Origin of the sequence: Synechococcus sp. R50.1, assembly GCF_047462115.1 — a bacterium.
In the GTDB taxonomy this organism is placed as follows: Bacteria; Cyanobacteriota; Cyanobacteriia; order Thermostichales; family Thermostichaceae; genus Thermostichus.
Genome location: NZ_JANSIN010000011.1, coordinates 45242 through 63536, shown reverse-complemented (window position 1 = coordinate 63536; position 18295 = coordinate 45242). Strand labels below are relative to the sequence as shown.

General features: G+C 58.6%; 16 protein-coding genes and 1 tRNA gene. 11 read left to right on the top strand and 6 right to left on the bottom strand.

From position 1 onward, the window contains the following. The first annotated feature begins 311 nt into the window (after positions 1 to 311). The 7 genes from NW870_RS04960 to NW870_RS04930 all read left to right on the top strand — a co-directional run bounded on the left by NW870_RS04960 (position 312) and on the right by NW870_RS04930 (position 6897). Positions 312 to 1262 carry a LysR substrate-binding domain-containing protein gene (locus NW870_RS04960; RefSeq protein ID WP_414374217.1) on the top strand — a complete coding sequence of 317 codons (951 nt, stop codon included), beginning with the start codon at positions 312 to 314 and terminating at the stop codon, positions 1260 to 1262. Positions 1263 to 1446: 184 nt separating this feature from the next. Beyond that, on the top strand, positions 1447 to 2361 hold the full coding sequence (locus NW870_RS04955; RefSeq protein ID WP_414374215.1) for an alpha/beta fold hydrolase: 915 nt from the start codon (positions 1447 to 1449) through the stop codon (positions 2359 to 2361). A gap of 163 nt (positions 2362 to 2524) precedes the next feature. Beyond that, on the top strand, positions 2525 to 3526 hold the full coding sequence (locus tag NW870_RS04950; protein ID WP_414374213.1) for a zinc-dependent alcohol dehydrogenase family protein: 1002 nt from the start codon (positions 2525 to 2527) through the stop codon (positions 3524 to 3526). Between the two features lie 33 nt (positions 3527 to 3559). Then, positions 3560 to 4129, top strand: a complete 570-nt coding sequence (locus NW870_RS04945; RefSeq protein WP_414374212.1) for a hypothetical protein — start codon at positions 3560 to 3562, stop codon at positions 4127 to 4129. Positions 4130 to 4198: 69 nt separating this feature from the next. Further along, positions 4199 to 5794: an AAA family ATPase gene (locus NW870_RS04940; protein WP_414374210.1), complete on the top strand. Its 1596-nt coding sequence runs from the start codon at positions 4199 to 4201 to the stop codon at positions 5792 to 5794. 317 nt (positions 5795 to 6111) lie between these two features. Next, on the top strand, positions 6112 to 6765 hold the full coding sequence (locus NW870_RS04935; RefSeq protein WP_414374219.1) for a Crp/Fnr family transcriptional regulator: 654 nt from the start codon (positions 6112 to 6114) through the stop codon (positions 6763 to 6765). 59 nt (positions 6766 to 6824) lie between these two features. After that, a tRNA-Phe gene (locus NW870_RS04930) sits at positions 6825 to 6897 on the top strand. Between the two features lie 314 nt (positions 6898 to 7211). Here the strand turns inward: NW870_RS04930 and NW870_RS04925 are convergent. After that, entirely contained in the window at positions 7212 to 8321 is a 1110-nt protein-coding gene (locus NW870_RS04925; protein WP_414374208.1) for an RpoD/SigA family RNA polymerase sigma factor, read from the bottom strand. A 320-nt stretch (positions 8322 to 8641) separates the two neighbouring features. Here NW870_RS04925 and NW870_RS04920 point away from each other — a divergent pair, with 320 nt between their 5' ends. Further along, on the top strand, positions 8642 to 8899 hold the full coding sequence (locus NW870_RS04920) for a helix-turn-helix domain-containing protein (RefSeq protein ID WP_041436246.1): 258 nt from the start codon (positions 8642 to 8644) through the stop codon (positions 8897 to 8899). 324 nt (positions 8900 to 9223) lie between these two features. After that, positions 9224 to 9589 (top strand): hypothetical protein, encoded by a 366-nt coding sequence (locus NW870_RS04915; RefSeq protein ID WP_414374207.1) that lies wholly within the window; start codon positions 9224 to 9226, stop codon positions 9587 to 9589. Positions 9590 to 9682: 93 nt separating this feature from the next. On the opposite strand, the gene NW870_RS04910 is transcribed toward NW870_RS04915, so the two are convergent. The 5 genes from NW870_RS04910 to NW870_RS04890 form a co-directional block, all read right to left on the bottom strand. Continuing rightward, positions 9683 to 10975 carry a Glu/Leu/Phe/Val family dehydrogenase gene (locus NW870_RS04910; RefSeq protein WP_414374205.1) on the bottom strand — a complete coding sequence of 431 codons (1293 nt, stop codon included), beginning with the start codon at positions 10973 to 10975 and terminating at the stop codon, positions 9683 to 9685. A 72-nt stretch (positions 10976 to 11047) separates the two neighbouring features. Beyond that, positions 11048 to 11719: a diacylglycerol/polyprenol kinase family protein gene (locus tag NW870_RS04905; RefSeq protein ID WP_414374204.1), complete on the bottom strand. Its 672-nt coding sequence runs from the start codon at positions 11717 to 11719 to the stop codon at positions 11048 to 11050. Between the two features lie 9 nt (positions 11720 to 11728). Beyond that, positions 11729 to 12100, bottom strand: coding sequence for a c-type cytochrome (locus NW870_RS04900; RefSeq protein WP_414357447.1), 372 nt, complete (start codon positions 12098 to 12100; stop codon positions 11729 to 11731). 230 nt (positions 12101 to 12330) lie between these two features. Beyond that, on the bottom strand, positions 12331 to 14208 hold the full coding sequence (locus tag NW870_RS04895; RefSeq protein ID WP_414374202.1) for a glycoside hydrolase family 3 N-terminal domain-containing protein: 1878 nt from the start codon (positions 14206 to 14208) through the stop codon (positions 12331 to 12333). A 105-nt stretch (positions 14209 to 14313) separates the two neighbouring features. Then, positions 14314 to 15729 carry a RecQ family ATP-dependent DNA helicase gene (locus tag NW870_RS04890; protein WP_414374200.1) on the bottom strand — a complete coding sequence of 472 codons (1416 nt, stop codon included), beginning with the start codon at positions 15727 to 15729 and terminating at the stop codon, positions 14314 to 14316. A 195-nt stretch (positions 15730 to 15924) separates the two neighbouring features. On the opposite strand from NW870_RS04890, the gene hisB reads away from it, so the two are divergent. Both hisB and NW870_RS04880 read left to right on the top strand, forming a co-directional pair. After that, positions 15925 to 16545 (top strand): imidazoleglycerol-phosphate dehydratase HisB, encoded by a 621-nt coding sequence (hisB, locus tag NW870_RS04885; RefSeq protein ID WP_414357444.1) that lies wholly within the window; start codon positions 15925 to 15927, stop codon positions 16543 to 16545. Between the two features lie 2 nt (positions 16546 to 16547). Further along, the gene (locus tag NW870_RS04880; protein ID WP_414374199.1) at positions 16548 to 18260 is read left to right on the top strand and encodes an alpha/beta hydrolase; all 1713 of its coding nucleotides are present in this window, start codon (positions 16548 to 16550) and stop codon (positions 18258 to 18260) included. The last annotated feature ends 35 nt before the right edge of the window (positions 18261 to 18295 follow it).

Sequence of the window (18295 nt, the reverse complement as noted above, 5' to 3'; positions counted from 1 at the left end):
GTTTGGAAACAAACAGAATGCTATCGCTGCATAGTTGAACAGTGATGTTCAGCAGTGTTCAGCGTAAATGTATCAGGTAGGTATTGTGGGCATAGCTGCTCCGAAGGGCAGTGAAACAGCCTGAAGATTCTGAGCTTTCCTCTCCACATCTTGGTTGGTCACCCCTCAGAGCCGAGCTGCCGGGAAAGGGTTGAACCGTTCTCTTGGGATTTCTCCCTTGTTTATGATGATCTCGTGTGGGTTTCCAAACGCGGGCTGCCCAGCTTTTCAGGGAAACGTAAGGGATCCCACTGTGGGGTTTGGAGTTCCCTATGGCGGATGAGTTGCCATTTACCTTAGATCAGCTCCTCATTGTGCGGGCAATTGCCCAGCAGGGTAGTTTTCGCCGTGCTGCCGATAGCCTGTTTGTCTCCCAGCCTGCCGTCAGCTTGCAAGTGCAGAACTTGGAGCGACAGTTGGGAGTGGTGCTGTTCGACCGCAGTGGGCGCAAGGTGGAGTTGACGGATGCCGGGAAAGTGCTGCTGCAGTACAGCGAGCGCATCCTCAAGCTGTGCCGTGAAACCATCGAGGCGCTGGCGGATTTGCAAGAAATGGAGCGGGGGCATCTGGTTTTGGGGGCCAGCCAAACGGTGGGCACCTATGTAATGCCTTCTTTGATCGCCCAATATCACCGCCGCTACCCACAAATTTCCGTGCAGCTCTTGGTGCAATCCACGCGGCGAATTGCCCAGAAGTTGGTGGACGGCCAATTGGACGTGGCCATTGTTGGCGGGGAGATCCCCTTTGAGCTGCAGCGGCACTTGAAGGTGATGGCTCTGGCGGAAGATGAATATGTGTTGGTCGGTGCCCCCGGCTGTGCCATCGACTCTCCTGCGCTTGTGGATCTGCTGGCTTTGCCCTTCATCACCTTGGATCCCCAGTCGTCCACCCGGCAAACCATCGATCGGGTACTGAATCGCCACGGCATTAACCCGGCCCAATTGAATGTGCGGCTGGAGCTCAGCTCGATTGAGGCGATCAAAAATGCCGTCCAGGCGGGGTTGGGGGTGGCCTTTCTGTCCATGGTGGCAGTGGGATCCGATGTGGAACAGGGACGGTTCCAAAAGCTGGTGGTGGAAGGGCTGCAGATACGGCGTACCCTCTGGCTGGCTTTTAACCCAGAGCGCTATCAATCGCAGGCAGCCACCCGCTTCCTCCAAGGGCTGCTGACCCGCCAAGACTGGCTGAAAACTCCCCCGCCCCATTTGCAGTTGATCGGCTAAGTTGCGATGCGTTACGGCCTTTTCCGAGTTGATGGGATCCCAGGTAGATTCCGGTGGATTGAGCAGGATCCCTGTTCAAAGAGATACGAGAGATATTTCCGTATAGGTGCATTCGCTGTAGCCAATGCTGCTCCGGAAGAAACTGCATCTGCTGAATCTGTCTGTGTCTACTGACCCCAAGCCGATGACCAGGCAAACGCTGTTGGAACGACTCCCCCTGGCCCAGCGCTTGGCAGAGTTACAAGCCCGCGTTCAAGGGATCCCGCTGCACAGGGTGGAATTGAAAGGGCTGAGCATCGCAGGGGCAGAGTCCTGTTGGGCTGCCTATCGAGAGTGGGGAAAGGGGATCCCACTGCTGTTTCTGCATGGCTTTATGGCCACTCACGCCAACTGGTGGCCGCTGATGCAAGAGCTGGGAGACGAGTATCGCTGCATTGCCTTAGATTTGCTGGGGTTCGGGCAGTCCGGCCAACCGGCTTTGCGCTACGACATCGCTGCAGAAGTGGAGTTTGTGCGCGGATTTGTCCAAACGCTGGGCCTACCTGCTCCGGTTTTGGTGGGCCATTCCTTTGGGGGATGGGTGGCAGCGGCCTATGCAGTACGGTATCCGCTGAGGGGATTGGTCTTGTTGGCTCCTGCCGGGATCCGCGACGACGGCTTTGTGAGACGCTACAACCATCTGCGGCCCTTGCTTTGGGAAAGCGCTTGGGTAGATTGGTTGCTGCGGGCGATCACCCCCTTGGCCCGCTGGTGGCATTGGGAAGACCAACTGGCCCAGCTCTTGTGGTTGCGGGGATCCCTGCGCCAACAGCCAGTCGCTCGGCAATTTCTTCGACAACGTCTGCGCCCGCAAGCTGCCGTCGATACGGTTGAACGTTATCTCCAACACATTCAGGCCCCCACACTGGTGATCGCCGCCGAACAGGACGACACCATTCCCCTCTGGCACTGCCAAACCTACGCAGAAGGGATCCCTGGGGCTCAGCTCAAGATCTTGCCCGGCGCCAGCCACGCCATCCCTGCCTTGCATGGGGAACAAGTGCTGCCCCTAATTCGGGAATTTCTCGACACAGCCCTTTCCGCCCAATGGGGGCTTTGAGCTGGGGGTGTAGCGTAACGCCTGACTCTAGAATGGACGGAGAGCGTCTGCAAGACTCCGCAGTGTTGCAAAGCAACACCGCCAATCTCCTCACCACTGGAACAAACTCTACCTTGCATCCTTTGAGCGGTTCAATCCAACTGGAACTGATCAACTTGAGCGCATGAAAGCCGTAGTCATGAGTGTGCCCGGCGGGCCAGAGGTTCTGCAGCTTCGAGAAGTACCTGAACCTCAGATTCGCGGTGAGCGGGAGCTGCGCATCCGCCTGAGAGCAGCCGGCGTCAACCCCATCGACACCAAGCTGCGGCGACGGGGCACCTTTTATCCAGAAGAGATGCCGGCCATTTTGGGGTGTGACGGTGCCGGCATTGTGGAAGCTGTGGGATCCGGAGTTAGGCACTTTGCGGTGGGAGACGAGGTGTACTTCTGCCACGGGGGTCTGGGCAAGCAGGCGGGGAATTACGCTGAGCTGATCGTGGTGGACGAGCGTTTTGTGGCCCCCAAGCCCAGAACTCTGAGCTTTGCAGAAGCTGCCGCTGCCCCGCTGGTGCTGATCACCGCCTGGGAAGCGCTGTACGACCGGGGACGTCTCCAGGCCGGCCAAAGTGTGCTCATCCACGGGGGAGCGGGTGGAGTTGGCCATGTGGCCATTCAACTGGCCCGTCTACGGGGATCCAAAGTGGCCACCACCGTGAGCACCCCGGAAAAGGCGGAGTTTGTCCGTTCCCTAGGCGCCGGCTTGCCCATCTTCTACCGGCAGACAGACTTTGTGCGCGCCGTTTTGGACTGGACAGGGGGGGAGGGGGTGGATCTTGCCCTGGATACCTTGGGCGGCGCGGTGTTGGAGCAGACCTTCCCCGCAGTGCGCGTGTACGGAGATATCGTCACCCTGCTGGCTCCGGCTCCGGAGACGGACTGGCGGGTGGCCCGCGACCGCAACTTGCGGGTGGGATTTGAGCTGATGCTCACCCCGATGCTGAAAAGCCTGACCAACGCCCAACAAAATCAGGCGGAAATCCTCAGGCAATGTGCCCGCCTCATCGACCAAGGCCAACTGCGGATCCAGCTCAGCCATACCTTTCCTCTGGCCGAAGCGGCTGCCGCCCACCGGTTGCTGGAGCAGGGATCCGTTCTGGGCAAAATTGCCTTAACCATCCCCCAGTAGGCATGCTGGAGAAAGCCCGTTGAGGATCTGCCCATGGTTGCTCCTCTCACCCCCCACCTGCTGGAGAACGAGAGCTTCTACGAAAATGCCCTCTGCTGGCTAGGGCGACCCCAGACGGCCTATCGACTGTTGAGCGAAGCAGTTTTTCCTGCCATCTCCTCTTGGGTGCGGGGGGAGGTAGATAGCCACTCTTTTAACCACTGGCAACTGGAGGATGTGCGCACCTTTCTGTATCCGGTGGTGGCTCTGGGGGATCAAGAAACCCTTGTTCTCTCCAGTGAAGCCCTGCTCCTCTGCGGCATCGGCAACTATTACAACCCCTGTGACTTGGCCATTGTGGTGTTTGTGCAGCAGCCCCAAGAGCTGTTCAGCCAACTGATGCAGCGCATTCGCCGGGCCGAAGCCACCATCAGCCGCGGGCCAGACGTGCGCATGCTCTCGGAACAGGTAAACCTGGCCAAGCGCGGACAAGACTACATCAACACCAAATATCTGGTCTGGCCCTACGCCCTTTCCAGCGCTGCTCAAGATACGCTAATTCAGCAGGGGATCAGCCTTATTCGTCTTTCCCCTCAGGAAGCCGCCTTGCCCTTTGGGGAATAGGAGAGTCTGCTCTGTTGGCAGAAGGTAGGGATCCCCGTCCAAGCCCTTTTTCCATCTCTATCGTTTTTCATGGTCGATACCCACCTGCCCCCCTTGATCCAAGCGATGCTGGATCCCGCCTTCTACCCTCATCCGGTACAGGATCCCATTCGGCTTATTCAAACCCACATTTCCTATATTCTGCTGACAGGCGACTATGCCTATAAAGTGAAAAAGCCTTTGGACTTTGGCTTTTTGAACTTCACCACCCTGGAGAGGCGGCGCCACTTTTGCCAAGAAGAGCTGCGCATGAACCAGCGCGGTGCTCCCGGCCTTTATCTGCAAGTGTTGCCCATTGTCCAGACCGATGGCCGATTTCAGTTCAACAGCAGCGGCGAGCCCATAGAATACGCTCTGCAAATGCGGCAATTTCCCCAAGAGCAACTGTTCAGCAACCTGTTTGAGCGGGGAGAGCTAACGCCGTCCTTGATGGAGGAGCTGGGGCGGGTGGTGGCGACGTTTCATGCCCAAACCGAGACCAACGACTACATCCGCAGCTTTGGCCGGCCAGAACGGGTGCGAGAAGCCTTTGACGAGAATTACGCCCAAACCCAGCGCTACGTCGGCGGCCCACAAACAGCTCAGCAATATCGAGAAACCCAAGCCTACACCGATCGCTTTTTTGCTGAGCGGCAGGAGCTGTTTCAACAAAGAATAGAACAAAACCACATTCGCGAATGCCACGGAGATTTACACCTGGGCAACATCTGTTTTTGGGAAGGGAAGATCCTGCTTTTTGATTGCATCGAGTTCAACGAAGCCTTCCGCTTTGTGGATGTCATGTACGACGTATCCTATGGGGTGATGGATCTGGATGCCCGCCATCGCCCCGATCTGGGAAACGTCTATTTGAACACTTACCTGGAAGAAACCGGAGATTGGGAAGGGCTGAAGATCTTGCCTATTTATCTCAACCGCCAAGCCTACGTGCGGGCCAAGGTCGCCTCTTTTTTGCTGGAGGATCCCACGGCAACAGAGGAAGCTAAGGCCACGGCCTTCAGTACCGCCGCCCGCTATTACCGTCTTGCCTGGGAATACACCCTCCCCAAGCAGGGGCAATTGTTCCTGATGTCAGGATTGTCGGGATCCGGCAAAAGCACGGTGGCCCGTCACTTGGCCCGTCAGCGGGGGGCCATTCACATTCGCTCCGATGCGGTGCGCAAGCATTTGGCCGGGATCCCTCTGCGGCAACGGGGGGGGCCGGAGGTTTATACCCCGGAGATGACCGATAAAACCTACCGCCGCTTGGTGCAGTTGGGAGTAGAGCTGGCCCAGGAAGGCTACACCGTGATTCTGGACGCCAAGTTTGACCGGCAAGCCCTGCGGGGGATGGCCATTGATCAGGCCCAACGCCAAGGGATCCCACTGCGCATCCTCCACTGCTACGCCCCTGAACCTGTTTTGCGGGAGCGCCTGCAACGCCGCAGCCCAGCTCCTCAACCCCTCTTGGCCCCAGCTGGTTCCAGCGATGGAGATCAGCAGCACTCTGCCGACATTGCTGATGCCACCGCCGAGATGCTCTCCCAACAGCAGGCCCACTGGCAGGATTTTTCCGATTCGGAACGGCCTTTTTTAAAGGTTTTGGATACCAGCCAAGATTGGCCATCTCAACTTCAGCAGGTCTAGATCTCGACTCAAACTGCACAAACTCGAGAAAATTGCTATCAGCAAGATGGATTTTGCCGTTTCTGGGCTAGAGGATGGCAGCAGCTTTTTTGGGCAGGGATCCCTTTCCAAAGTAGAGGTCAAAATTGGGTCTAAAGCTCTGTCCTATTGGTACGCAGTTCGCCTCGGCGGGCCATAGACCTGAGAGAGACGGTAGGCTGAGGGGCATGTTGACGTGTCTGTGCAGGCCCACCCTTTTCCCATCCCACTCGACCAGAACTGACCACGTGCAGGAGGATCCCACGGTGAGCGATGTAACTCCAGATGACCTTCGCCTGATGCTCCTGTTCGAGGGCTTTCCTCCTGAGAGGCTAGAGCCGCTGGCCGGGCAAATGTCGTTGCGCTCCCACCCAGTCAATCAGGCCATCTTGTTACAAAATGACTGGGGTAACGCCGTTTATTTCATCCTGGAAGGGTGGGTCAAGATTCGCACCCATGATCTCGAAGGCCGGGAGATCACCCTCACCATTCTTGGTCCAGGGGAAATCTTCGGGGAAATGGCTGCTTTGGATGAAGCACCTCGCTCTACCGACGTTGTAGCTCTAACCGCCACCAAAGTCGGTTGTCTGTCGGCCCAGCACTTTCTGGCTTTTTTGGCTTCTGATCCTCAGGCCAGCATCCGCCTTGCTCAGCTCATGTCGCGCCGCTTGCGGCAGATCAACCGTCGTCTGCAGTTGCGCGAGGCCAGCAGTACGGCCCGTGTTGCCGATATCCTGCTGTTCTTGGCCGAATCTCGTGGCCGGGTTAGCCGGAGTGGTGTAGAGATCCCCAACTTGCCCCATCGGGAGCTGAGCAGCCTCAGTGGCCTGGCTCGGGAAACGGTCACTCGCGTTCTGTCTAAGCTGGAGCAAGAGGAGCTGATCCGCCGGGATCGCACTCGAGATGTTCTCTGCATCCCCCAGATGGAGGCTTTGGAGAAATTGATTGGCTAAATTGGGGGCGCCACCAGTTGTCGAAAGCCCTCTCGGCATCGTAAGATAGTAGATCCAGAGCCGGGATAGCTCAGTTGGTAGAGCAGAGGACTGAAAATCCTCGTGTCACCAGTTCAAGTCTGGTTCCTGGCATCTGGTATGAGTATGCTGAGGCGGGCTTGGGTCAACGACCTGAGCCTTTTTACTATGCCGGTGATCAAGGGCAGAAATGCACAAAGGCCAAGGCGCTGGCAGTATCGTGCCTTAACACTGGAGAAAGCAGATCGTCCGAGTTAACAGCCAGAGAAGTTGCCCGCTAAAGTCGTCTTGACCAGATCTGGCCGTGGGGATAAGGGATCCCTTGATCGCCATTTCAAGGAGCTATGGTGTTCAACCCAAGAAGATTGAAAAAAGGCTATCCCTGGGCAGAGGCTGGCCAGGAAATCGGTCTGCCAGGCCTGTAGCCACTAGCGAATGTACTGGGCCAAAGCCCGCGAAGAATAGCCCACCCGCAACTTGCGCAGGGCATCCCGCTCGATCTGACGAATCCGCTCCCGCGTCAGGTTGAAGTGATCCCCCACCTCCCGCAGGGTTCTTGCCTGTTGCCCGTCTAACCCATAGCGCAACTCCAGCACTTGCCTCTCAATCGGCTTCAGGGTTTGCATGGCAGAACGCACATCCTGCTGCATCGATTGCACGAGGATCCCTTGAAAGGGCTGCTCTTGCCGCTCATCTTGCAGCAAATCTCCAAGGCGGCTTTCTCCTTCCTGGCCGACCGGCACATCCAGCGACAGGGGCAAAGCAGCAGCCTGTTGGATCATGCGCAGTTTCTTGACTTTAATGCCCAAGGCTTCTGCCAGCTCCGCTTCGGTGGGCCGCCTCCCCTGCAGCTTCATCAGCTCGCGGTTGGTGCGCTTGAGCAGGCGTACTTTGTCGACCATGTGTACCGGCAGGCGAATCGTCCGCGCTTGGTTGGCAATGCAGCGGGTAATGCCTTGGCGAATCCACCAATGGGCGTAGGTGCTGAAGCGAAACCCCCGTTCGGCATTGAATTTTTCGGTGGCCCGAATTAACCCGATATTGCCCTCTTGGATCAGATCCAAAAAGGGCACCCCCCGATTGAGGTATTTTTTGGCAACACTGACCACCAGGCGCAGGTTGGCGTTGACCAGCTTGCGCTGAGCCTGCTCCCCTTGTCGGATGCGGGAGCGAAGGGTGGATACGGAAATCTGCAGGGCCTCGGCCAGAGCCTCGTCACTGGGATCCTCCCCCCGCTGTTGCCGCCATTCCTGCCGGGCTTGATCGATGAGGAGCTTTTGCTGAATTTTGCGCGACAGCTCGATTTCCTCAGCGTGATCGATGCGGGGCACGCGACCGATGGTATTCAGGTAGTGATCGACAGCGTCTTCATTCAACCGGGATCCGCCGGCAACCGGCTCTGGATCAACTTCTGCAAGAGCATCTTGGGGGGCAGACTCGGGGTCGAACCAGAGATCGTCGAACTCCTGAGGCGAAGAGGCAGAGTGTTCAGGATGAGGACGAGAAAAAACCACGGCCAGGTGAGGAGAGAACTTCATCTCCCAGTCTAAAAAGGTTTCTGCTGCTGCTGCGAGCGAAAATCGATCATGACCCTCTTTTTTGTCCGGAGATTTTTCCGCTTGGATGCGGGAACAGCAGGGATCCCATCCGTCAAGTCCTTGTAGGCAAGGGGTTGCCCGGCAAAAAGCGGTAAGCGATTTTCGATCTAGACCTTGAGATAAGATTGTTCCTGAGCCAGTCAGCTCAACGGCTGCCGGGTGCGATCCCAGGAAAAGGGAACCTTGCCAGCTCAGGCTACCATGTGAGGATCCCTCAACTTCCTCAGTCTGGAAAAGAATATTTACGGCTTTCTGCTCCTATGGAGTCTAACGACCGGCACCATCCATCGGCCAACTTGATTGGGGAACGGGTGCGCTGGGTACGGGAGAAGCTGCAACTCACCCAAGATCAACTGGCGGGTCGCTTGGCCAAGTACGGTGTGCAGTTGGACTACGTCAAAATTGGCCAGGTGGAAAAGGGAAAACGGCGCGTCATTGACAAAGAACTGGTGGCCTTTGCCAAGGCGTTGGGGGTATCGGTCACTTGGCTGCTGAGCGGAGATGAATCCCACCTGTAGCGGCCTGCGGGAAAGTACATCCGATACAGGGATCCCGAACGAAAAGACGTGAAGATACTTAAATACCTTGTACTCTCGGACGTGATCTTGGTCAATTTCCGTGTAAGTACGGTAGGCTTAATTTACGAATAGATTGGTTTGAGGCCAAACCTCATCTTTCCCTCAACCATCCGAGGGGGTAGGAGAGGCGGAGAGATACAGCGCCTCGTCAGCAGTACGGGTTTTTCCAAGAAGGATCGGGATCACAGGCTTCTTCACCTAAACTTGATATTGTTGACTTGGCGTTAAGCTCCCGCCGTCTATCTGTTTGTGTAAGGTTTGCCGATGCTCTCTTTCTTCTTCAACTCCAACAAGGCCAACAGCCGACAAACCGGAGGCCACCGTCTGCCTGCTGCGAGCAAAACCACAGGCACGCAACGGATCCCTAACTACAGCCGCCTGTCCGCTCCCCATGAAGTGCTCAAGCAGGAAAGGCAGATCAAGCGGGAGCAAGAGTTTACCGAAATGGAGCAAAACATCAATCGCATTCGCTACTTCTACCAAAAAGCAGATATGCCCCTGGAGATGCGACAAATTCTGACCTACCGTAAGCTGATGGAGCTGGACTACTTTACCCCGCAGGCGGCAAAAGAGCTGCTCAAGCAATGGCAGCAGCAGGAAAAGCAGGAGCAAGAACGCCGTCGGGCTTGAGAAAAGGACTACCTCCAGCAGAGTTTGGGCAGCCGAACCCTGGCAAGTGGGCTTGTTGAGCCAAGAGTTCCCGGTCTCCAGGTGGGGGAGCGTCTACGGGTAAAGGCCGCGATCCTGTAGGGCTTGGGCCACTCGGCCTACCCCTAGGGTGTAGGCAGCCAGTCGCAGCGACACTTGCCGCCGTTCTGCCTCCTGCACCACCCGTTCAAAGGCACGTACCATCAGACCTTCCATTTCTTGATAAACTCGCTCTTCATCCCAGAAGACGTAAGAGAGTCCCTGCACCCACTCCAGATAGCTCACCACCACTCCACCGGCATTGGTTAGGATATCCGGCAATACCTGGATCCCTCGCGATTCCAAAATCCGGTCGGCGGCAAGGGTGGTTGGCCCGTTGGCAGCTTCTGCCACAATCCGGGCTTGAATTTGGTGGGCATTGGCTTCGGTAATTTGGTTCTCTAGAGCAGCAGGGATCAACACATCCGCTTTTTGCACCAGCAGGTCGGCATTGCTAATGGGCTCAGCTTGCGGAAAGCCCGCCATGCGGCCTCCCCGTTCCTTCATGTGGGCTTTGAGGGCTGGGATATCCAGTCCTTTGGGGTTATAAAGGCCCCCAGAACTACCGGAAACCGCCACAATTTTGGCTCCTGCCTGATACAGCAAGCTGGCCGCTGCCCCGCCCACATTGCCAAAGCCTTGGATCAACACCGTTGCCCCTGCCAGGGATCCACCATGTCGGGCCAAGGCTTCCCGTACCGTGATCATCACCCCCCGTCCGGTGGCCAGTTCTCGCCCTCGGGATCCCCCAATCGAGAGAGGTTTGCCCGTCACCACTCCCGGCACCGCATGCCCAACATTCATGGAATAGGTATCCATCACCCAGGCCATCTCGCGGGCGGAAGTTCCCATGTCTGGAGCGGGGATATCCTCTGCAGGGCCGATATCCTTGATCAGCTCGCTGGTGTAACGGCGGGTGATGCGCTCCAGCTCCGAGACCGAATAACGCTTGGGATCGAGGGGGATCCCCCCTTTGGCCCCACCGTAGGGAATGCCCATAAGGGCACATTTCCAGGTCATGAGCATCGCTAAGGCCGATACCTCTTCAAGGGTGACCGCGGGATGGTAGCGGATCCCCCCTTTGTAGGGGCCGAGAACGTTGCAATGCTGCACCCGATGGCCGGCCAGCACTTGGATTTGTCCGTTATCCAGCCGCACGGGGATCGCCACCGTCACCACTTTACGGGGGGTGCTGAGGATTGCCACCCAGCCGGGATCCAGTTTCAGCTCGCGAGCTGCCCAATCTAGGTAGCTGCAGGCCTGGGCAAGGGGACAGATATGGGCGGGAGAGGGAGGGGCAGAAGAGGCCAGCGCAGGACTTGCAGCCATGGTGGAGAAGAAGAAAGGGCTGTTTCCACGCTATACCGCCGGGGACGGGAGAGGAACGTTTTGTAGCAAGCGTTACAAATAATTGAGGATCTGGATCAAGACGAAACAGAGGCCGGCACTGGCCAGGGGCACGGTCAGGTTATCCAACCCCCACCAAGAGAACACCTCCAGTCCCATAGCTATCCCTCCCACCAAAAGGCTCACTCCGAGCAAAGGGAGAGAGAAGCCAAAGTACCCCAGCAGCAGAGCTGCAATCACCAAGCTGCTCACTACCCACATGGTCAGGGATCCCTCCCAGCTTTTTTGAATGGATCCCAGTTGGTAGGGGTGTTTGCCCCAAGTTTTGCCCACCAAGCCCGCCAGGGCGTCGGCCCACGTCATCACCAATATGCCGATCACCGCGAAAACCTGTCGCTGTGGCCGCCAAAACCAAAACAGCAACAGACCAATGCTGATGGCGTAGAAACAGGTGCCAAAGCTGCGGCGACCGACCCCATTTAAGCTGGGCAAGATGGCCACTCGGTAGGAGAGCAGCGCCAAGCCGGCGAACACCAGAGAGAATCCCACCCCCAGCCAGCGGGGCACTTGCAAGGCCCAAGCCAACAAAATGATATTGCCCACGCCGATGTGGATGACCTTACGCACCCATTCCCCGTCCACCTGGCGGGAGCGCAACCATTCCGCAAAAGCGAATACGGAGGCCAGCCAGAGAGCATAGCAAGCAAGCTGCTGAGGCAGGCCCATGAAACGGCCTCAGAGGGTTTTCAAGTAGCTGAGCAAATCCGCCATCTCCTGGGGATCCGGCTGGAACTGGGGCATGGGAGGCGTTTTGCCACCGGTCACTTGCTGAATGATAAACCGATCCGAGCGGCGGCTGCTCACCCCCCGCAGACTGGGCCCTACCCGGCCATCCGCTTCTTCCCCATGACAGGCGGCACAGTTGAGGGCAAACAAGGATGCACCATGGCTAACCTGCCCCTGTAAGCTGAGGACGGCTTCGGTATAGGGATCCAGACGAGCCCCGGCACCCAGCCAAGCCCAAGCGAATATCCCCAGCCCCAGGCTGAGGAGGGCAAGACCCAGCCGAGTTTTTTGAGACCAGACACTTGTAAAGAACTGCTGCAAGGATTTGAGGAAGGGTTGTAAACGTCGTTGGGATGGAGGTTGAAGTCGCTTTTGCTCAAACTCAACCCAACTGCCAGTTGACGACTGGCTGCTGCAGGATTGAGGAGTGTCTGAGAGGGAGGGAGGCACAGACAACGCTGAGAGAAACCGTTTCAACCTTTTACATTTTTTACATTTCAACCAACACGATAACCCAGGAGCCCTTTCCTGCCAATAATCTGTAATGGCATTTACTTTTTCTTAATGGTTGGCTGGGCCACGTGAGACTTTGATCCCTCTGAGGGGGGACGGTTGGGAAAGAGCCGCCCCATCACCTCCGCTTGGGCCCAGGGATCCCGGTTGAGGCTGTGGATGGCATTGGCCCATGGAAAGTGCGCCTGCAGGCGGCGGTAGAGAGATAAATTACCATAAATGACGACCGCTGCCACCCGCTCCCGATGCTGTTGCAGCCAATCCAGCACATAGTTGGGCAAGGGATCCCGAAGGAAACCTTGGAAGATGAATCCTGGGGCGTTGTTTAGGGCAGCTTCCAGCCAAGGTAGGGGGGTAAGAGCATCGCTGAGCACAGGAAGCATGCCTAAGGCAGCCGGAACATGCAGGGCGGGAGATTGCAACTGCACATCGGCAGCACCCAAGGGGGGATCCTGCCAGATCCAGTTCAACCATCCGGGCTCTGCGGGCGGGCTGAGGGGCCGGCCTCCTTCCACGCCACCGCGGGCCATAGCCGCTTGACAGGGGGCGATATCCTTCTCGGCCAAGAGGGATCCCAGCTGTGCGGCTCTGTGCAGAGCAGAGGTCAGGTGGGAGCGCCTGTTGAACAACTTTCCCAACGCCGTTCGCGTCCGCGGAACGGAGTCCTTGTCCTTGGAGATGGGATCCCCCAACAGCAAAGGCTTCAGTTGCTCGGCGGGAGAGCCACGGTTGAGGGCTGGATCCGTGGGATCCTTGGCTCCCATCCATCCGCCAAGGGCGCTGAAGTCGGTTTCTGCCAGGGCCGGCCACACCTGTTGGAGGAGAGCTGAGGCGGCGGGTAGGAGTCGCTGTTTGGCCCGCAGCACCCGCGTCACCGACTGGGCAAGCTGGTCTGTGCTGAGGGATCCCTGTTGCACCGCTTCCAAAACGGCTGCCAAGGATGCCGTTGGATCGGGGGGGGCCAAAATTAGGTCGGCACCGGCCTGGAAAGCCCGCACGGCCAATGAGTTGGGAAAGGACTCCGTCCCGCTAACGCGAACGGCCAGCTCTGCCAGAAAGCCTTGATCGAGGCTATCCACGACGATAAGCCCACCAAACCCCCATTCCTGGCGCAGCAGTTGGGTCAGCCGCCCCGGCAGCAGGGTGATAGGCCAGCGCTCATCCCACTCCGGCAGCACCACGTGGGAAACCAAGATCGCCCCCACCTGCTCCACCAAACCTCGAAAAGGCAGCCAAGGTCCCTCTTGGAGCTGGGCTAGGGTCAGGGTTAATCGGGGGCACCAGGGGATATCTGCTGCCTTCGGCCTACGGCCCGCCAAGGCGGCTGGAACCCGCTCCGCTCCGGCCTGAACCGACTTGAATCCCCCTTTGCCCGGAAAGGAGCTGGCCGTGGTCAGGATCCCTTCTGGAACCGCTTGCTCACATCCGCGCACGAAAGCTCGCGCCAGTTGCAAAGCAGATAGGGGATCCTCCGCCAAAGCCAGCTCCCCCAGTGGCTCTGCCACCGGGTTGAGCAGCCAATTGATGCCGATGGCTGCCGCCTCCCGCGCCGTAATCCGACCCCACTGTTCCGCCCAGCGTTCTGCCTCTGATCCCAGACGGCTCAACCCCAGGGGATGGGGAAAAGAGGTAGCCCCCTGTAGGGCCAGCCCACGACCGGCCTCTGCCGCCACCAAAAGGGGCAGAGCAGCCCATGCCTGCACCTCTTCCACCCGCAACAGGGCTTCTGCTACGTGTCCTTCGGTGATCCAGATGCCCCCGATCCCCACTTCCTGGATCAGTCGCTTGAGGGTGTCTCGACAGCAGGCTGGGGATCCCAGACGGGCCGAGACCGGCACCACCAACAGTTGCGCCACCTGCCGGGCTAGGGACAAGGGTCGATCCAGTTCCTCGAGCGGAGATCCGGAAACACTCATAGGCACAGCCGAAAGTTCGTCAGCAAGGGGAACTGCTCCCTTTGCAGAAACGCAGATCATGATAGCCACTCCTGCCGGTTGCGGCTCGCAGCGGGCTGTTGAGGGCTAACGAGAAAGCCGACAACGGTCACAGGTGCCACAGGGCAGGCCGGGCTGCTCCCCAGGGTAGCCAAAATAGGGCAAGATCGCCTGCCACCGACAGCCGCGGGCGTGGATGAGGGCTTCCATCCCTTGCCAGGGATCCTCTCGTCTTAAAGGCTGCCAACGGCGGTGCAACACCTGAAAGTGAAAGGGATCCGGCCACCGCAAACAGCCCATCTCCTGCAGCAGACCCAAGGCCACCCGTGCCTCTCCAGGCGGCAGGTCGGCGTAGGATCCCTGCTGAGGCAAGGTTTGCAGCAGGTGGCGTGCTCGGGCCTGAAGGCGCTCCTGCTGGGAATAGAAATAGGCTTGGCGCCGGCGATCGCTGGGATCCAGCAGGCCCGCCGGCTCCGAGACCAGCATCAGGGCCCGGCAAGGGCCACCATCCCGACCACCTCGCCCCACCTCTTGCAAATAATCCATCAAGCTGGGCGGGGGATGAAAGTGCAGTACCCAACGCACGTCCGGCTTGTTGATGCCCATGCCAAAGGCGTTGGTGCAGACCAGAAAGCGCAGTTCCCCCTGCAGCCAGGCCCGTTCCAGCCGACGGCGGGATCCCGCTTCCAGTCCCCCATGGTAGGTGGCGGTTTTTAGGTTCTGTCGGCCCAGCCACTCGGCCAGCTCTTCCCCATCCCGTCGGGTGCGCACATAGACCAGACCCGACCCGGGATTCTCGCCCAGGAATCGCAGCAGACGACGACGGCGATCCGCCGGGCTCCAGGCTATCGCCACATTGAGGGAGATATTGGCCCGCAGGGGATCGGCGCGAATGTGCTCCGGATCCCGCAGCTCTAGGATTTGGCTGAGGCGGCTGCAGGTTTGGGGGTCAGCCGTGGCGGTAAAAGCGGCGATGGGAAAAGAGGGCTTCACCGGGGCCAGAGCCGGGCGCAGCAATCCCAGACGGCGGTAGTCGGGCCGGAAGGATCCCCCCCAATGCACCAACGTATGGGCCTCATCCACGATCAGGCCGTTGATGTGCACCTGAGGCTGTTGCAGCCGTTGCCAAACGGGGGGGCTGAATAGAGTCTCCGGCCCCAAATAGAGCAGGCGCAGTCGGTTTTCCTCAAGGGCCTTCAACACCCGCTTGCGCAGGGCCGGATCCAGTTCGCTGTGGAGACAGGCCGCCGGCAGCTTGCGTTTCCAAAGATCCTGAACTTGGTCTTCCATGAGGGCGATTAGGGGTGAAACCACCAGCATCACCCCCCTTTGCAGCAGAGCTGCTAGCTGAAAGCACAGGGATTTGCCAAACCCCGTCGGCAACACCACCAGCGCGTCGCGCTTGTCCAGCAGAGCCTGGATCACCTGATCCTGCGGTGGGCGCAGCGTCTCGTAACCCCAGTGTTGCTTGAGGGCCTGTTGGATTTGCTGCCAATCCTGCAAACGGCAACCCCTTCTTCAACACTCTCTTCCAGCACTCTACGGCAATTCCAAGGGAAAAAAGAGCAGGGCGGAGAAAGGAAAGAGCCTCTCTTCTCGCTCCTCACTGCTTAGGCCGTGTGGTGCCGATGCTCGCAGGCTTGTGCAATTCTAGAGCTGGAGCCTACCTGCTGCTCCACAGCGTTCTCGGCCACTTCCATGACTGCCATCGACTCCTCGCGCCTGCTCCACCCCAGAACTGCCCTTGTTCACCGTCGCACCGGGGAAACGGATGTTCAAATTCGTCTGAACCTGGATGGCAGCGGCCACTACGAGATCGACACCGGGATCCCCTTTTTGGATCACATGCTGGCCCAGCTCAGCACCCACGGGCTGATCGACCTGCAGATCAAGGCCATAGGGGATCTGCACATCGACGATCACCACACCAACGAAGATGTGGGCATCACGCTGGGACAAGCCCTGGCGCAGGCTCTGCAGGATCGGCGTGGCATTCATCGCTTCGGCCATTTTTGGGCACCTTTGGATGAAGCTTTGGTGCAGGTGGTGCTGGATTTCTCCGGGCGTCCTCACCTCAGCTATGGCCTGGAGCTGCCCACGGAGCGCATTGGCCGCTACGAAACCCAGTTGGTGCGGGAGTTTTATCAGGCGGTGGTCAACCACGCCCAGCTCACTTTGCACATTCGCCAGGCTGCCGGCCTCAATGCCCACCATATTGTCGAGGCCAGTTTTAAGGCGTTTGCCCGCGCCCTGCGCATGGCCGTAGAACGGGATCCCCGCCGACAAGAAGGGATCCCTAGCTCCAAGGGGGTTCTGTAGCCGTGCGGTGGCTGCAGGGGGTGTTTGCCTTGGGCCTAGGACTGGCGACAGTTTTGGCTGGGCCGGGCCGGGCGTGGAGCGCAGAGCGCTTGTGGGTGTTTCTGCCGCCTTTGATTGAGTTCTCTTTGCCCGTGGAGGATCTGGCCCGGTTTGCCCACAATGGCGCGGTAAGCCGGCAGTTGGATTTTTATCTGCGGCGGCTCACGCCAGAGCAACAGGCAGCTTTGGCGGATTTGCTGACACGTAATTTTGACCTTGACCAGGTTACGGTCAGCCAGTTTACCTACTCTGCGATTGGCGAAGATCTGCTGCGGCGGTTGACCCTAGTATTGCACGGAGATGGAGAAGCAGAGTTTTATGCATTGCGGGCGGCATTGATCCTGGCGGCAGGGGATCCCGAGGGGCTGACGTTGGTGAATGTGTTGCGCCGCTACCCGCTGGAGAAGTTGCAGATCGATCTGGATATGAGCATTCGCTTGGTGCGAGAGGCCGGTCAACTCTTCCGCCAGCGGGATCTGGTGATCGCAAGGCTGCGAGAAGAGGCCGGGCGGAAAGCTGAGTGGGCATCTTCCAGCGCTTCTCTCAGCATGGCAGCCCAAGACTCAGCTCAACCTCACCTTAGCCCCGAGCAGCCGGGTGAGTTGGAGTGGCAGGTGGAGCGCTTCCAGTTGGTCAACCCTTGGCGCGATACGCCTGTGTCGGTGGAAGTCTATCTGCCGGAGGGGAAGGGGCGTATCCCCTTGGTGGTGATCTCCCACGGCATTGCCTCTGACCGCAATACCTTTGCCTACTTGGCCCGCCATTTGGCTTCTTGGGGGTTTGCGGTGGCGGTGTTGGAGCATCCGGGCACCGATGTGGAGCGGGTGCGCAGCTTTTTGTCAGGGTTTGGCTCTTTGCCGGGGCCCTATGAGTGGGTGGCGCGGCCCCAGGATATTTCTCTGCTGTTGGACGAGCTGGAACTCAGGGCACAGCAAGATCCCAGCCGCTGGGGCAGGCTGGATGTAAAGTCGGCAGGACTGTTCGGCCAGTCTTTGGGGGGATACACGGTGTTGGCGGCAGCAGGGGCTGCGCTCAATCCAGCCCGCTTGCAAGAGAACTGCCAGACATCCCATTCCTTGGAGCTGACCCTGAATGTTTCTCTGTTGTTGCAATGTCGGGCGATAGAGGTGTTCCAGGCTTCCAACCTGGCCGCGCAGGCGGGGCAGTTGGCAGATGCGCGCATTCAGGCGGTGTTTGCCCTCAACCCCCTCACCAGCACGGTGTTTGGCCCAGAAGGGCTAGGCCAAGTGGGGATCCCGGTGATGATAATGTCGGGCAGCGAAGATTACTTTACCCCCGCCCTAGCAGAGCAGATTGAACCCTTTACCTGGCTGGGATCCCAGCAGCGCTATTTGGCGATAGTGGAGGGATCCACCCATTTCACCTTCCTGGGTGGGGGTGGCCAGGGGGCCTTCCCGGTGCCGCAGGAGTTGATCGGGCCAGATCCCCAGTCAGCTCGCCCCTTGCTCAAGGGCTTGGCCACTGCTTTTTTCAAAACCTACCTGGCGGCGGGATCCGACTCCGGCGGGTTTTCTGAGTATTCGACTTATCTCAACTCTGCCTACGCCGAATCCCTGACCCCAGCACCTCTACGCACCACTTTGATTCGAGACTTGAGGCCAGAACGGATCCAACTGGCCTCGTTCGCGACGGCGGTGCGGAGCACTTTCCCGTGAGAAGTGTCTTGAGCTGAGGAGCTGAGAAGAGGGCT

Bases quoted from the DNA above. Each gene is read 5' to 3' on its own strand.
- NW870_RS04950 (WP_414374213.1), top strand. From the start codon at position 2,525: ATGAAAGCCGTAGTCATGAGTGTGCCCGGCGGGCCAGAGGTTCTGCAG.
- NW870_RS04925 (WP_414374208.1), bottom strand. From the start codon at position 8,321: ATGAAGTTCTCTCCTCACCTGGCCGTGGTTTTTTCTCGTCCTCATCCT.
- NW870_RS04905 (WP_414374204.1), bottom strand. From the start codon at position 11,719: ATGGGCCTGCCTCAGCAGCTTGCTTGCTATGCTCTCTGGCTGGCCTCC.
- NW870_RS04920 (WP_041436246.1), top strand. From the start codon at position 8,642: ATGGAGTCTAACGACCGGCACCATCCATCGGCCAACTTGATTGGGGAA.
- NW870_RS04910 (WP_414374205.1), bottom strand. From the start codon at position 10,975: ATGGCTGCAAGTCCTGCGCTGGCCTCTTCTGCCCCTCCCTCTCCCGCC.
- NW870_RS04955 (WP_414374215.1), top strand. From the start codon at position 1,447: ATGACCAGGCAAACGCTGTTGGAACGACTCCCCCTGGCCCAGCGCTTG.
- NW870_RS04960 (WP_414374217.1), top strand. From the start codon at position 312: ATGGCGGATGAGTTGCCATTTACCTTAGATCAGCTCCTCATTGTGCGG.
- NW870_RS04895 (WP_414374202.1), bottom strand. From the start codon at position 14,208: ATGAGTGTTTCCGGATCTCCGCTCGAGGAACTGGATCGACCCTTGTCC.
- NW870_RS04935 (WP_414374219.1), top strand. From the start codon at position 6,112: ATGCTCCTGTTCGAGGGCTTTCCTCCTGAGAGGCTAGAGCCGCTGGCC.
- NW870_RS04940 (WP_414374210.1), top strand. From the start codon at position 4,199: ATGGTCGATACCCACCTGCCCCCCTTGATCCAAGCGATGCTGGATCCC.
- hisB (WP_414357444.1), top strand. From the start codon at position 15,925: ATGACTGCCATCGACTCCTCGCGCCTGCTCCACCCCAGAACTGCCCTT.
- NW870_RS04945 (WP_414374212.1), top strand. From the start codon at position 3,560: ATGGTTGCTCCTCTCACCCCCCACCTGCTGGAGAACGAGAGCTTCTAC.
- NW870_RS04915 (WP_414374207.1), top strand. From the start codon at position 9,224: ATGCTCTCTTTCTTCTTCAACTCCAACAAGGCCAACAGCCGACAAACC.